The following is a 14307-nucleotide window of genomic DNA, read 5'->3' on the forward strand; positions in this document are numbered from 1 at the left end:
TGCCGTGAACGTCCGACCCGCGTCCGGCGCGACGCGACACCGGGCGTCGGCCCGGCGCGTGTCAGGCGCGGGCCATGGTCGGCGAACCGATGAACTCCATGATCGCCTTGTTCACCTCGTCGGCGTTGGTCCACGGCGTGCCGTGCGGTGCGCCCTTGAGGGTGACCAGCCGGCTGTCGGCGAGCATCGGCTGCAACCGCTGGCCGGTCTTCGGGTACGGCAGCACGTTGTCCTTGTCGCCCTGCACGATCAGCACCGGCACGTCGATCCGCGACACGTCGGCCCGGAAGTCGGTGCCCCAGGCGTCCACGCTGTCGTGCGTGGCAGTGGCGGAGGCCATCGCGCCGATGTTCCAGTGCGCCCGGTACGCCTCCTCGCTCACCAACTTGCCCTTGTTCTCGTCGTAGTTGAAGAAGTTGTTGCAGAACTGGGTGAGGTAGGCGAACCGGTCCTGCGTGATCGCCTGCTTGAACCCCTCGAAGAGGCTCGCCTCGACACCCTCGGGGTTGTCCGGCGCCTGCCGCAGGTACGGCGCCAGCGGTGCCAGCAGCACCGCCCGCTCCACCCGGTCCGAGCCGTACGCGCCCAGGTAGCGGGTCACCTCACCGGTACCCATCGAGTGACCGACCAGGATCGCGTTGCGCAGATCCAGCTCGGTCATCAGGACGTCGAGGTCGGCGGCGAAGGTGTCGTAGTCGTACCCGAACGCCGGCTGCGCCGAATTGCCGAAACCACGCCGGTCGTACGTGATCACCCGGTAGCCGGCGTCGAGCAGCGGCCCGGAGACCTTCTCCCAGGTCGCCCCGTTGAACGGGAAGCCGTGGATCAGCACGATCGGCTGACCCGACCCGTGGTCCTCGTAGTACAGGTCGATGGGCGCGGAGTTCTCCGTGCCGACGGTGATGAAGGGCATCTCGTCCTCCTGTCAGGGTGGAAACCGAGGCTTCCCCGGCGGGCATCCGATATTCCTGCGCCGCCCGACCTGACGGGCCAGGTCAGAGGAGATACGGGTGGTCCACCACCTGGTCGTCGGTCACCTCACCGCCCGGGGCCCACGTCTCGTAGACGCCCCGTTCGTGACACTGTGCGCCGGTCGCGGCGACCGCGTCCGGATCCGGGCGGCGCAGCCGCAACCGCAGCCAGCCCGCCTCCTCACGCAACACCAGACACGGCACCCCCCGCCAGGCGGCCAGGCGTAGCCGTCGGCTCACCCCGTCGACCGGGTACCGGGCGGCCCGGGTCAGCGCCAGCACCCGGAAATCGCCGGGCAGGTCGGCGACCGCCTCGTACTCCCCGCCCGCGTACGTGCCCACCAGGCGGGTCGACCGCGGCGCCTCCCCGGTCGGCACGTACTCCTGATCTGGAGACAGACCCGGCACCGCGGCGAGCAGGTGTCGCCACTGTGGCCCGACCATCCGCAGCCAGCCCCGCTGCTCGGCCTGGTAGGCGTAGAGCACCACCTCCAGGCCCTCCGCCGGGTAGGCCAGCAGGGTGGCGTTCGCGGGCATCGGCAGGTCGGCGAAGTCCCGGGTGACGAACTCGGGGATCAGGTGGTGATTGCTCGGCGTGAAGCCGGTGCCCAGCACCGCCGGACCCAACCGGTCCCGGGCACCCAGCGCCGCCAGCCCCCGGTACGCCGCGCCCGCCGGCACGTCGTAGTCGCCCGGGTCGGCGGCCCGCCAGCGCAACGCGTACGTCACGTCGGCGCCGTCCCGGCTGTCCCCGCCGTCGGTGCGCAGCACACTCGTCGTCAGCGGGGTACGCAGGTGCGCGACGTCGTGTTCCCGGTAGCAGAATCCGTGCGGCAGCCAGCCGCGTACGTATCCGGCGAGCTGCCGGGCCGAGAGGATCTTCATCATCCGGGTGCCCCGCCGTACGCCGGCCGAGGCGCGTACCGCCGTGATCAGCGGGTCGTCCGCGGCGGCCGGCTGCTGGGCGAGCCGGTGCACCTCCGTCCAGCCCCGCTCCCGATGCAGCGGCACCAGCAGGGGAGCCTCCGGATCCTCGGCCTGTTCGGTCGCTCCGTGCACGGCGTCGACCTCGGTGACGTGCACGAACCGCCGCCACGGCAGGGCCGAGTTGACCCGGGGCGCCCATTCGAAACCGGTCACCTCGTCGGCGCTGAACAACTCGTACGCCGCACCCCGGGCGATCTCCTCCGCCGGGTACACCGCGCCGCCGAACGCCACCCGCAGACCGGTCCGCTCCGGCACCGCACCTCCGGTCCGGGAAAGCTCGCTTCGCGCGTCCACGCCGCGACGGTAGGTGCGTGGGGCGTAGCCGAGGTGAACTCCGGGTGGCCTCCGGGTGGACTCGTCCGGTGTGTGATCCTGTCGAGGACATGAGTGAGCCGACCGAGTCCCGTAGCCAGCGTGCGGCCCGCCGCGCCGGAGAGTTTCCACCCGCACCCGAGCCGTTGCTCCGCCCGGTGCTGGACAGCCACACCCACCTCGACATCACCGTCAGCGAGGCCGGGGTACCCGGTGGCGGCGATCCCGCCGACCCGGTCGCCGCCGCCATCGCCGTCGCCGCCGCCGTGGGGGTGGACCGGCTGGTGCAGGTCGGGGTGGACGTCGCCTCCTCCCGCTGGGGCGCCGAGGTGGCCGGCAGCTACCCGGCGGTGTTGGCCACGGTCGCGCTGCACCCCAACGAGGCGCCCCGGCTGGCCGACCTCGACGGCGCCCTGCGCGAGATCGAGGCACTGGCCGGTCAGGAGCGGGTCCGCGGTGTCGGCGAGACCGGCATGGACCGCTACCGCACCGGGGACGAGGGCCGCGCCGCGCAGGAGGAGAGCTTCCGGGCGCACATCGCCATCGCCAAACGGTACGGCCGGACGCTGGTGATCCACGACCGGGACGCGCACGCCGACGTGCTGCGCATCCTCGACGACGAGGGCGCACCGGACACAGTGGTGATGCACTGCTTCTCCGGCGACGCCGAGTTCGCCGCCGAGTGCGTCCGCCGGGGCTACCTGCTCAGCTTCGCCGGCACGGTCACCTTCGCCAGCGCCGGGGCACTGCGGGAGGCTGCCGCCCTGACTCCGCTGGACCAGATCCTGGTGGAGACCGACGCCCCGTACCTCACTCCCGTTCCGCACCGAGGCCGGCCCAACGCCTCGTACCTGATCCCGCTGACCGTCCGGGCGCTGGCCGCCGCAACCGGCGCCGACCTCGACGAACTCTGCGCCGCCATCTCGGCCGCCGGGGAACGGGCCTTCGGTCCCTGGCACCCGGCCGGCGTCGGCGGCTGACCCGTACGCTGTCGGGTTATGGCCGCAGACCTGCTCGGCCCGGCGGAGATCCGGGACCTCGCCGCCCGGCTCGGCGTCGCACCCACCAAGAAGCTCGGCCAGAACTTCGTGCACGACCCCAACACGGTCCGCCGGATCGTGGCCACCGCCGGTCTCGCCCCCGACGATGTGGCGTTGGAGGTCGGCCCCGGGCTGGGTTCGCTCACCCTCGCCCTGCTGCCCGCCACCGCCCACGTGCACGCCGTCGAGATCGACGCCACGCTGGCCGGCGCGCTCGACGGCACCGCCGCCCGGCACGCCGGCCCGACCGCCGCCCGGCTCACCGTGCACCACGCCGACGCCCTGCGGGTCACCGCCGCCGACCTGGCCGACCCGCCGCCCACCGCGTTGGTGGCGAACCTGCCCTACAACGTCGCCGTGCCCGTGGTGCTGCATCTGCTCGCCGCGTTGCCCAGCCTCCGGCACGGGCTGGTGATGGTGCAGAAGGAGGTCGCCGACCGGCTCGTCGCCGGTCCCGGCTCCAAGGTGTACGGCATACCGTCGGTCAAGCTCGCCTGGTACGCCCACGCCCGAGCCGCCGGAAAGGTGCCGCCGAACGTGTTCTGGCCGGTGCCCAACGTCGACTCCGGTCTGGTCGCCTTCACCCGCCGCGAGCCGCCCCGCGCCGACGTACCCCGCGAGCAGGTCTTCTCGGTGGTGGACGCCGCCTTCGCGCAGCGGCGCAAGACCCTGCGCGCGGCCCTGGCCGGCTGGGCCGGTGGCGCCGACCGGGCCGCCGCCGCGCTCACCGCCGCCGGCGTGGACCCCGGCGCACGCGGCGAGTCACTCACCGTCGATCAGTTCGCCGCCGTGGCCGCGTCGGCCCCGAGCCGTACGCCGGCAGCCCAGTAGGCTGAGGCCGTGCCCGCCGAGGAGGTATACCAGTGACCGCGCAGCCGATCGATCCCGACGTGTCCGGCATGTGGGGGACCCGGCGTCGCGACCGGTTGGAGAAGCCCGCCGACTACGCCGACGCCGGCATCCCGCACTACTGGCGGATCGAGCAGAATCCCGTGCACGTGTACGCGTACGACCTTGTCGACGGCCGCTACGAGCTGGTCGCCGACTCCGCCGAGGAGCTGACCGTGACCAAGCCGTTCGACGTGCGGTTGCCCGTCCGGGACATCACCCCGTGACCGAGGCCTGGCGTCCGGACGACGACGAGCCGCGCGGGGCGAGCGGTCCGGTCCGGGTACGGGTGCCCGCCAAGGTCAACCTGCATCTGGGGGTCGGCCCACTGCGCCGGGACGGCTACCACGAGCTGAACACCGTCTACCACGCGATCTCGATCTACGACGAGCTGACCGCGCGACGCGGCGACACGCTGACCCTCACCATGGAGGGCGAGGGCACCGGGGAACTCGCCCTCGACGACTCCAACCTGATCATTCGGGCGGCGCACGCCCTCGCCGGGTACGCCGGCGTCATGCCGCACGCCCGGCTGCACCTGCGCAAGCAGATCCCGCTGGCCGGTGGGCTCGCGGGCGGCAGCGCGGACGCCGCAGCCGCCCTGGTCGCCTGCGACGCCCTGTGGGGCACCGGCCTGTCCCGTGACGAGTTGGCGAGCATCGCCGCAGACCTCGGCTCGGACGTGCCCTTCCTGATCCACGGCGGCACCGCGTTGGGCACCGGTCGTGGCGAGGCGGTCAGTCCGGTGCTGGCCCGGCCCACCTCCTGGCACTGGGTGGTCGCCATCGCCGACGGCGGCCTGTCCACCCCGCAGGCGTACCGCGAACTCGACCGGCTCCGCGAGACCGGTGCCGCCGGCCCGCCCCTGGGCAGCACCGACGGGCTGCTCGCCGCGCTGCGGCAGCGCGACCCCCGGGTGCTCGCACCGACCCTCGGCAACGACCTTCAGGACGCCGCCCTGGCCATGCGGCCGTCGCTGGCGAACACCCTGAAGGCCGGCGAGGCGGCCGGGGCGCTGGCCGGCATCGTCTCCGGCTCGGGGCCCACCTGCGTGTTCCTCACCGCTGACGCCGCCGACGCCGAACGCGTCGCCGCCGAACTGGAGGCCGCCGGGGTGTGCCGGCAGGCCCGCGTCGCCCATGGCCCGGTGCACGGCGCCCGGATCACCTGACGGCACCCGCCGACCCGGCGCGCGCCGCACCAATCACCGGCCGGTGGGTCAGGTGGCGGCCAGTCGGTGAGCCACCGGTGATAGGCCGGGTTGAGGCAGTTGTAGATGGCGGTCACGCCGTCGGCGAGTTCGCCCAGCCGGTCGGCGTCGGTCGCGTCGGCGGCGACCCGGCGTACCCTGGAACGACAGGCGTCCCCAGGTGCCCGCCGGCACCGGGACGCCTTGATCATGGAAGGTGGGTACGTGGCCAACATCGTCAACCTGGACCGGGTGTCCAAGGGCTACGGCGCGGCCGGGCCACTGCTCACCGAGGTCTCGCTCGGCCTGGAGGACGCCGACCGGATCGGCGTCGTCGGGCTCAACGGCGCCGGCAAGTCCACCCTGCTCCGACTGCTGACCCGGAGCGAGCAGCCCGACGACGGTCGAGTCACGCACCGTCGCGACCTGCGCGTCGCCTGGCTGCCGCAGAACCTCACCCTCAGCCCCGAGGCCACCGTCCGCGACGTCGTACTCGGCACCGAGTGGCTCGCCGAGAGCATGGGCGCGGAGCACGAGTGGGCCGGTGACGCCGGCGTACGTGCCATCCTCGACGGGCTTGGCATGCCGCACCTGGGACTCGACGCCCCGGTCGGGCCGATGTCCGGTGGCGAGCGCCGCCGGGTGGCCCTGGCCGCCCTGCTGGTCCGCGACGCGGACCTGCTCATCCTCGACGAGCCCACCAACCACCTCGACGTCAGCGGCGTCGACTGGCTGGCCCGGCACCTGCTCGGCCGCAAGGGCGCTCTGGTCGTGGTCACCCACGACCGCTGGTTCCTCGACGCCGTCTGCACCACCACCTGGGAGGTCGCCGACCAGACCGTACGGGCCTACGAGGGCGGCTACGCCGCCTGGATCCTCGCCCGCGCCGAGCGGGAAAGGATCGCCGCCGCCACCGAGGCACGCCGGCAGAACCTGCTCCGCAAGGAGATCGCCTGGCTGCGCCGTGGCCCGCCGGCCCGCACCTCGAAGCCGAAGTTCCGCATCGACGCGGCCAACGCGCTGATCGCCGACGTGCCGCCGCCGCGCGACACCATGTCACTGCAACGGCTGGCCACCGCCCGCCTCGGCAAGCAGGTCTACGACCTGGAACACGTCCGGCTGCACGCCGGCCCCAAGACCATCCTCGACGACACCACCTGGCAGGTCGGCCCCGGCGACCGGGTCGCCATCCTCGGCGCCAACGGCGCCGGCAAGACCAGCCTGCTACGGATGCTGGCCGGCGTCACCCGCCCCGACAGCGGACGGATGACCACCGGCAGCACCGTACGGCCCGCCTTCCTTTCCCAGGAACTCGCCGAACTGCCCAGCGACCTGCGCGTGCTCGAAGCGGTCGAGGAGGTCGCCCGGCGGGTCCGCCTCGGCGATCGGGAGATCTCCGCCGCCCAGCTCGCCGAGGTGTTCGGCTTCGACGACCGGCGCCTCTGGACTCCGGTCGGTGACCTCTCCGGCGGCGAGCGGCGTCGGCTTCAGATGCTGCGCCTGCTGGCCGGCGAACCGAACGTGCTGCTGTTCGACGAACCCACAAACGACCTCGACACCGACACCCTCGCCGCGTTGGAGGACCTGCTCGACTCCTGGCCCGGCACGATCGTGGTGGCCAGCCACGACCGCTACCTCATCGAGCGGGTGACCGACTCGGCGTACGGCATGTTCGGTGACGGCCGGCTGGTGCACCTGCCCGGTGGTGTCGACGAGTACCTCGCCCGCGCCAACGACCGGCCGGGCACCGGGCGTACCCCGGCACCTTCGGCACCGACCGGTGGCCCGGCCGGCGACGGAATGAGTGCCGCCGAGGCCCGGCAGGCCCGCAAGGAACTGGCCCGCCTCGAACGGCAGGTCGGCAAGCTGGAACAGAAGGAGGCCGCCCTGCTGGACCAGCTCGCCGCCAACGCCACCGACTACACCCGGGTGGCCGAGCTGGACGCCCAGCTCACCCAGGTACGCGGTGAGCGGGAGGAGGCCGAGCAGGCCTGGCTGACCCTGGCTGACGAGATCCCCGCCAGCTGATCCGGCTGACCCGGCTGGTCACGGTGTGCTGCCGCGCCGATCCCGGGACCCCGTGTGCGGCGTCACAGGGCCGGATGCGGGAGAATCCCCGTCGACCCTCACCCAACGGCGTTGGAGACACAGACATGGCCCACACCCCCGTCAACCACCCCGCGCGGCCGATCTACCGGGCGATCGGCGGGCTGATCGGTCTGTACCTGGTGGCCTTTGGTGTGATCGGCCTCCTGACCAGCACCGGCGAGCCCTTCTTCAGCCAGGGCGACACTCAGATCCTGGGGCAGGGCACGAACCTCGGCTTCTCCCTGTTCAACATCGTGGTCGGCGCGATCGTGCTGGCCGGCACCGCGATCGGACGCAACCTCGACGTGTTGATCAACCAGTGGTCGGCATATCTGATCATGGTGGTCAGCCTGGCGGGTCTCGCCTTCATCCGGACCGAGGCCAACATCTTCAACGTCAGCGTCGCCACGGTGATCGTCCAGATGGTGCTCAGCCTGGTGCTGCTGATGGCCGGCATGTACGGCAAGGTCGGCAGCGACGAGGAGCACGAGGCGTGGCAGAAGGCTCGGCTCGTGCTCTGAGGTTTTGCTGTCTCGGTTGGGTTTTCGCCGGAGCCCGACCCGCTCCGGGCGGTCAGGCTTGATCCCTGCGCGGGTCGGGCTCCGGCGAAAACCTGTCGGGGTTGCGCATCCGTACGGAACGTCGGGCCCGAGGGTGGGGATCTTGAGGTGCATGGTTGCGCGTCGGGCAGCCCCGCGGTCGAATCCCGGCGTGGCTATGCCGCCGGATTGGCGTTCGGGGGACGTGGGCTGCGCGACTGGGGGACAATGTTCTTGTTGTCCCGCTTTGCGTGGAGGAGTCGATGCCGCATTTTCCGGTAAACCATCCGGCGCGGCCGTTCTACCGGGCGTTGTCCGGTCTGGTCGGGCTCTACATCCTGATCTTCGGTGTCTGGGGGACCGCGCTCACCTGGGGTGACCCGCTGTTCGGCCGGAACGGCAACTGGGCTCTGGGCCTACGCACCAACCTGGCCTTCTCACTGGCCTCCATCGCCTTCGGGGTGGTGCTCATCATCGGCGCGTCCCGGCGCACCAACCTCGGCCACTACATGAACCTCACCGCCGGAGCCGTATTCCTGGTCACCAGCATCCTGATGATGTCGGTGCTCCAGACCGACGCCAACTTCCTGAACTTCTCCATGTCGACGGTGATCGTCTCGATGCTCTTCGGGCTGATCCTGCTCGGCACCGGCCTCTACGACAAGGTCGGCCCGCACGAGGACGCCGAGGCCGAGCGGAGCCGCCGGAACCACCCCGTCGCCGAGATCCACCGCCGCTAGCCGAGGCTGCGCCCCACCGACGCCGCTCAGCGTCCGCCCGCGGTGATCAGACCCGGCTTGGCCTCCAGGTGCGACAACCCGTTCCAGGAGAGATTCACCAGGTGCGCGGCCACCGTCTCCTTCCGCGGCTTACGCACCTCCAGCCACCACCGGCCGGTCAACGCGACCATGCCCACCAGCGCCTGCGCGTACAACTCGGCCAACTTCGGGTCGTAACCGCGGCTGGAGAACTCCGCACCGAGAATGTGCTCCACCTGGTGCGCCACGTCGTTCATCACGCTGCTGAAGTTGCCGGTCGCGGAGAGCACCGGCGACTCCCGTACCAGCACCCGGAACCCGCTGGTCTCCTCCTCGATGTAGCCGAGCAGGGCCAACGCGGCCTGCTCCAGCAACTCCCGCGGATGACCCGCGGTCAGTGCCGTGGTGATCCGGTCCAGCAGGGACCGCACCTCGCGGTCCACCACCACCGCATAGAGCCCCTCCTTGCCCCCGAAGTGCTCGTAGACCACCGGCTTGGAGACCTTCGCGCGCGACGCCACCTCCTCGATGGAGGTGGCGTCGAAACCACGTTCGGCGAAGATCTGCCGGCCGATCGAGATCAACTGCTCGCGACGCTGAGCGGCGGACATGCGTACCCGGGACGTCGGCTTGGCCGCCGCGGCGGGCACCGACCGCCGCCGTCTGCCGCCCTCGGCGCGGGGAGTATCGGCCATCTCGTCGCCTCGCTGGCGCTCGGTGACGCCCTGTCGTGGGATGCTGCCTGCTTTCCGCCCGGTCACTCGAACATACTGCCAGGTAACTTGCGGGTTGGCCGCCCGGTTACCGCTCGGCCGCCGGCTGGACCAGCTTCGCCGCGATCCGTTCCGGCTTCGGCCAACGCACGTCCCACGCCGCCCCGACCCTTTCGAACAGCCAGATTATCCGGGCCGAGATGTCGATCTGCCCCCGCAGGACACCGTGCCGGGCGCTCGTCGGATCGGCGTGGTGCAGGTTGTGCCAGCTCTCCCCGAAGGACAACAGCGCGAGGGGCCAGAAGTTCGCCGCCCGGTCGCCGTGGCGCATCATGAACGGCCGCTCCCCGTACACGTGGCACACCGAGTTGATCGACCAGGTGACGTGGTGCAGCAACGAGATGCGGACCAGGCCGGCCCAGAAGAGCGCGCTCAACGCGCCCTGCCAGGACCACGTCAACAACCAGCCCATCAAGGCCGGCCCGAGCACCGAGACGATCACCAGCACCGGGAAGAGCCGGTCCATCCGCCGGATGTCCCGGTCGGCCAGCAGGTCCGGTGCGAAACGCTCCCGGTTGGACAACTCCCGGCCGAACAGCCAGCCGATGTGCGCGTGGAACAGCCCCTTGACCAGGCCGCGCAGCGTCGTGCCGAACCGCCACGGCGAGTGCGGGTCTCCCTCCAGATCGGAGAAGGCGTGGTGCCGCCGGTGGTCGGCCACCCACTGGATGATCTCGCCCTGCACGGCGAGCGAGCCCGAGGCGGCCAACGCGATGCGTAGCCACCGCTTCGCCTTGAACGAACCGTGGGTGAAGTAGCGGTGGTAGCCGACGGTGATGCCCAGGCCCGACAGCACGTACCAGAAGCCGGCGATGCCCACGTCGACCCAGCTGAGCCAGCCACCCCAGGCCACCGGCACGGCGGCGATCAGCGCCGCGAACGGGATCACCACGAAGGACCACAGCGCGATCAGGATGCCGCGTGACTGGGTGCCCTGGGTGAGGGGCTTCGGGCTGGTCGGTTGCGGGTCGAGAACGGCGGCGGACATGGCACCTCGCAGGGGACGATCGGTTCGCAATCTACGCCTACGTCACCGTAACTTAAGGGCCCGGAAGATCACATCAGACAGCGACACGAATGGATGCTTGATGGGTCGTACGCTCGTCGGGTTGTCCGGTGCCGGAGATCGCGCGGCAGCTCGGGGTGAGCCGGTCGACGGCTTACCTCTGGGTCCGGCACATCCCGCTCGAACGCGACCCGGAGGAGGAACGCCAGCGCCGACGTGCCCACTCGAAGGCGATTGCCGAGGCGCGGTGGGCGGACCATCGTCGGGCGCGGGACGAAGCCCAGAAGGAGGCACGGGCGATGGCCGGGCGGGTGGTAGGTCGACTCAGCGAACGTGATCTGCTCATCCTCGGTGCGGCGATCTACTGGTGCGAGGGCACCAAGTCGAAGCCGTGGCGTCGCGATGACCATCTGCAGTTCGTCAACAGCGATCCGGGCCTGCACGCTCTCTTCCCGCGTTTCCTCGAAGTCTGCGGAGTCGACCGCGCCGTGCCGACTTATCGGGTGAGCATCCATGGGACTGCCGACCCGGACGTGGCGGCCCAGTGGTGGGCGGCCGAGCTCGAAGTGCCACGCGAGCAGTTTCGCCCGGCGACCCTCAAGAAGCACAAGCCGACCACCGTCCGGCGAAACGTCGGTGACGAGTACCGAGGCTGTCTCGTGATCAATGTGCCGCGTAGCCGCGAGCTCTACTGGCGAATAGAAGGTATGATCGCCGAGCTGTTCCGGTCCGCAGCTGAACGCACTTAGGCGGTTTGATGCGGCCTGTCGGCTTGACATTTCTATGGGGTGTGGGGTAACGGCAACCCGCAGGCCTTTGGAGCCTTGAGCTCCTGGTTCGAATCCAGGCACCCCAGCAAGCACTCTCAACCGCCGATCCTCGTGCCCCTGCCGAACAGACCGGATTGTCTGGTTAGCATGGCCGCGAGACTGTCCGCGTTCCGACGGGAGCCACGTCGTGCCCGAGCCCCACACCCGTACCGTCGTCGTACTCGCCGCCGGTGAGGGCAAGCGGATGAAGTCCTCGTTGCCCAAGGTGCTGCATCCGCTGCTCGGTCGGACGCTTGTGGGTCATGTGCTCAACGCGGCCGACCCGCTGGCTGCGGCGCGCACCCTGGTGGTGGTGGGGCACGGCGCCGACCAGGTCCGCGCCCACCTCGCCGGGATCGCCCCCGAGGCCACCGCGGTCCATCAGGCGGAACAGCTCGGCACCGGGCACGCGGTGCGGATCGCGCTGGAGGCCGCCCCGGAGGTCACCGGCACGGTGGTGGTGCTCAACGGCGATGTGCCGTTGCTGCGGCCCGAGACGGTCGGTGCGCTGGTGGCGGCTCACGAGAGCAAGGGCGCCGCGGCGACCGTGCTCGCGGCGGAGGTGCCGGACCCGACCGGGCTAGGACGCATCGTGCGGGACGCGGCGGGTCGGTTGGAACAGATTGTCGAGCAGCGTGACGCCACTGCCGCACAGCTGGCTGTCCGGGAGATCAACGCTGGGATCTACGCGTTCGACGCGGCCCGGCTGCGGGACGTGCTCGGCAAGCTGTCGACCGACAACGACCAGGGCGAGGAGTACCTCACCGACGTCTTCAAGATGCTGGTCTCCGCTGGCGAGCCGGTGGGGGTGCACCTGGCGGCCGACCACACCGAGACGCTCGGTTGCAACGACCGGGTGGAGCTGGCGGCGTTGCGCCGGCTGCTGCGTGACCGGGTCAACGAGCGGTGGATGCGGGCCGGCGTCAGCCTGCTCGACCCTGAGACAACCTGGATCGACGTGACAGTGGCCCTGGACCGCGACGCGGTGGTGGATCAGAACACCCAGCTACGTGGCGGGTCGGTGGTCGGCAGCGGCGCGGTGGTCGGGCCGGACGTAACGTTGATCGACACGGTGGTGGGGCCCGGCGCGACGGTGCTGCGCAGCCATGCGGTCGGCGCCGAGGTGGGTCCGGGCGCCAGCGTCGGGCCGTACGCGTACCTGCGGCCGGACGCGCGGTTGGCGGAGCGGTCGAAGGTCGGCACGTTCGTCGAGGTGAAGAATTCCGAGCTGGGCGCCGGCGCCAAGGTGCCGCACCTGTCGTACGTGGGTGACGCGACGATCGGAGCGAGGGCGAACATCGGCGCGGCGACGATCTTCGTGAACTACGACGGGGTGAACAAGCACCGCACCGTGGTCGGCGAGGCGGCGTTCGTGGGCTGCGACACGAGCCTCATCGCACCGGTCGAGGTGGGTGCCGGGGCGTACGTGGCGGCGGGCAGCGCGATCAGCAAGGACGTGCCGCCGGGGGCGTTGGGGTTGACCCGGGCGCCGCAGCGCAGCGTCGAGGGTTGGGTGGCGCGCAAGCGCGCGGGCACGGCTTCCGCCGAGGCGGCCGAGCGTGCCCTTCGGGGTGGGCAGGGTGCTCCGGCCGCGACGTCCTCCGCAAGCGAAGGTGAGGCAATCCACGGCACCGCCGAGTCGGTGGGCGGTACGCCCGAGCCGGGAGATACTGCAACCGAATAGTCCCCGGCCGACCACCACCAACAGGCCGGGTACCGCCGACCGAAAACGGGAGCAGACGGGCCCATGGGCAGCATCGTCGCCGAAAACCGCAAGAGCCTGATGCTCTTCTCCGGACGTGGTTTTCCGGAGTTGGCCAAGGAGATCGGTGAGGTGCTCGGCGTCGCGCCGACGCCGGCCGACGCGTACGAGTTCGCCAACGGCGAGATCTTCGTACGGTTCAAGGACTCGGTACGTGGTTCGGACGCCTTCGTGGTGCAGTCGGTCACGCACGGGGTGAACACGTGGGTCATGGAGACCTTGATCATGGTGGACGCGCTGAAGCGCGGTTCGGCCAAGCGGATCACGGTCGTCCTGCCGTTCTATCCGTACTCCCGCCAGGACAAGAAGCACCGCGGCCGGGAGCCGATCTCCGCGCGGTTGGTCGCCGACCTGCTGAAGACCGCCGGGGCGAACCGGATCCTCACCGTGGACCTGCACACCGCGCAGATCCAGGGCTTCTTCGACGGTCCGGTGGACCACCTCTTCGCGATGGACATCCTGGCCGAGTACGTGGAGCGCAAGTACGCGGGCCGGCCGATGACGGTGGTCGCGCCGGATTCGGGCCGGGTGCGGGTGGCCGAGCGGTGGACGGACCGGCTGGGTGGTTGCCCGCTGGCGTTCATCCACAAGACCCGGGACCCGATGAAGCCGAACCAGGTGGTGGCGAACCGGGTCGTCGGTGAGGTCGAGGGTCGGGTCTGCCTGATCGTCGACGACATGATCGACACGGGCGGCACGATCTGCCGGGCGGCGGACATCCTGAAGGAGTCGGGAGCGGCGGACGTGATCGTGGCGTCCACCCACGCGCTGCTGTCCGACCCGGCGACGGAGCGGTTGAAGAACAGCCCGATCAGCGAGGTCGTGGTGACCAACACGCTCCCGTTGCCGCCGGAGAAGCAGCTCGACAAGCTGACCGTGCTGTCGATCGCACCGCTGCTGGCCCGGGCGATCCGCGAGGTCTTCGACGACGGCTCGGTGACCACGCTCTTCGGTGGGCTGAGCTGAGCGCGGTTCACCACTGAGCCGGCTGGCTGGTGCCGGGGCGGGGGTGTCCGGGCGGGTACGGGGACTGCCGGAAACCCGGGAAATCGCTCGGGTAGACTGGTGCGGTTGCCACGGCGAGGGTGCCCTGCGGGCCGCTGAGAAGCGCCGCACGGAGGCACCGTGATCGACGCGGTGCTCCGGGCAGTCTGCTGACGCATGAGCCCCTGCGAGCCCCCCGCC

At 70.9% G+C, this 14307-nt stretch carries 14 protein-coding genes and 1 tRNA gene; 11 read left to right on the forward strand and 4 right to left on the reverse strand.

Annotated features, from left to right (window positions below; genetic code table 11):
* Nucleotides 1–61 precede the first annotated feature (61 nt).
* Together O7601_RS10205 and O7601_RS10210 are read right to left on the reverse strand one after the other, a co-directional pair.
* Nucleotides 62–913 (reverse strand): alpha/beta hydrolase, encoded by an 852-nt coding sequence (locus tag O7601_RS10205; protein ID WP_281565934.1) that lies wholly within the window; start codon nt 911–913, stop codon nt 62–64.
* 82 nt (nt 914–995) lie between these two features.
* On the reverse strand, nt 996–2252 hold the full coding sequence (locus tag O7601_RS10210) for a hypothetical protein (protein WP_281565935.1): 1257 nt from the start codon (nt 2250–2252) through the stop codon (nt 996–998).
* 89 nt (nt 2253–2341) lie between these two features.
* Here O7601_RS10210 and O7601_RS10215 point away from each other — a divergent pair, with 89 nt between their 5' ends.
* The 7 genes from O7601_RS10215 to O7601_RS10245 all read left to right on the forward strand — a co-directional run bounded on the left by O7601_RS10215 (nt 2342) and on the right by O7601_RS10245 (nt 8754).
* Nucleotides 2342–3250: a TatD family hydrolase gene (locus tag O7601_RS10215; protein ID WP_281565936.1), complete on the forward strand. Its 909-nt coding sequence runs from the start codon at nt 2342–2344 to the stop codon at nt 3248–3250.
* An 18-nt stretch (nt 3251–3268) separates the two neighbouring features.
* Nucleotides 3269–4141: a 16S rRNA (adenine(1518)-N(6)/adenine(1519)-N(6))-dimethyltransferase RsmA gene (gene rsmA / locus O7601_RS10220; RefSeq protein ID WP_281565937.1), complete on the forward strand. Its 873-nt coding sequence runs from the start codon at nt 3269–3271 to the stop codon at nt 4139–4141.
* A gap of 32 nt (nt 4142–4173) precedes the next feature.
* Nucleotides 4174–4425: a Uma2 family endonuclease gene (locus O7601_RS10225; protein WP_281565938.1), complete on the forward strand. Its 252-nt coding sequence runs from the start codon at nt 4174–4176 to the stop codon at nt 4423–4425.
* Entirely contained in the window at nt 4422–5369 is a 948-nt protein-coding gene (locus O7601_RS10230) for a 4-(cytidine 5'-diphospho)-2-C-methyl-D-erythritol kinase (RefSeq protein ID WP_281565939.1), read from the forward strand. The genes O7601_RS10225 and O7601_RS10230 overlap by 4 nt, the downstream gene beginning before the upstream one ends.
* Before the next feature lie 243 nt (nt 5370–5612).
* On the forward strand, nt 5613–7415 hold the full coding sequence (locus tag O7601_RS10235; RefSeq protein ID WP_281565940.1) for an ABC-F family ATP-binding cassette domain-containing protein: 1803 nt from the start codon (nt 5613–5615) through the stop codon (nt 7413–7415).
* A 125-nt stretch (nt 7416–7540) separates the two neighbouring features.
* Nucleotides 7541–7996, forward strand: a complete 456-nt coding sequence (locus tag O7601_RS10240; RefSeq protein WP_281565941.1) for a DUF4383 domain-containing protein — start codon at nt 7541–7543, stop codon at nt 7994–7996.
* Nucleotides 7997–8277: 281 nt separating this feature from the next.
* The gene (locus tag O7601_RS10245; RefSeq protein ID WP_281565942.1) at nt 8278–8754 is read left to right on the forward strand and encodes a DUF4383 domain-containing protein; all 477 of its coding nucleotides are present in this window, start codon (nt 8278–8280) and stop codon (nt 8752–8754) included.
* A gap of 26 nt (nt 8755–8780) precedes the next feature.
* Here the strand turns inward: O7601_RS10245 and O7601_RS10250 are convergent, their stop codons facing one another.
* Nucleotides 8781–9467 carry a TetR/AcrR family transcriptional regulator gene (locus tag O7601_RS10250; RefSeq protein WP_281566867.1) on the reverse strand — a complete coding sequence of 229 codons (687 nt, stop codon included), beginning with the start codon at nt 9465–9467 and terminating at the stop codon, nt 8781–8783.
* Nucleotides 9468–9573: 106 nt separating this feature from the next.
* On the reverse strand, nt 9574–10533 hold the full coding sequence (locus O7601_RS10255) for an acyl-CoA desaturase (RefSeq protein WP_281565943.1): 960 nt from the start codon (nt 10531–10533) through the stop codon (nt 9574–9576).
* 128 nt (nt 10534–10661) lie between these two features.
* Here O7601_RS10255 and O7601_RS10260 point away from each other — a divergent pair, with 128 nt between their 5' ends.
* The 4 genes from O7601_RS10260 to O7601_RS10275 all read left to right on the forward strand — a co-directional run bounded on the left by O7601_RS10260 (nt 10662) and on the right by O7601_RS10275 (nt 14088).
* Nucleotides 10662–11300 carry a resolvase gene (locus O7601_RS10260; protein ID WP_281565944.1) on the forward strand — a complete coding sequence of 213 codons (639 nt, stop codon included), beginning with the start codon at nt 10662–10664 and terminating at the stop codon, nt 11298–11300.
* 35 nt (nt 11301–11335) lie between these two features.
* Nucleotides 11336–11407: transfer RNA gene (locus O7601_RS10265), tRNA-Gln, on the forward strand.
* A 101-nt stretch (nt 11408–11508) separates the two neighbouring features.
* The gene (gene glmU / locus O7601_RS10270) at nt 11509–13044 is read left to right on the forward strand and encodes a bifunctional UDP-N-acetylglucosamine diphosphorylase/glucosamine-1-phosphate N-acetyltransferase GlmU (protein WP_348650244.1); all 1536 of its coding nucleotides are present in this window, start codon (nt 11509–11511) and stop codon (nt 13042–13044) included.
* Between the two features lie 63 nt (nt 13045–13107).
* On the forward strand, nt 13108–14088 hold the full coding sequence (locus tag O7601_RS10275) for a ribose-phosphate diphosphokinase (RefSeq protein WP_164446188.1): 981 nt from the start codon (nt 13108–13110) through the stop codon (nt 14086–14088).
* The last annotated feature ends 219 nt before the right edge of the window (nt 14089–14307 follow it).

This window comes from Verrucosispora sp. WMMD573 (assembly GCF_027497175.1).
Classification (GTDB): domain Bacteria; phylum Actinomycetota; class Actinomycetes; order Mycobacteriales; family Micromonosporaceae; genus Micromonospora.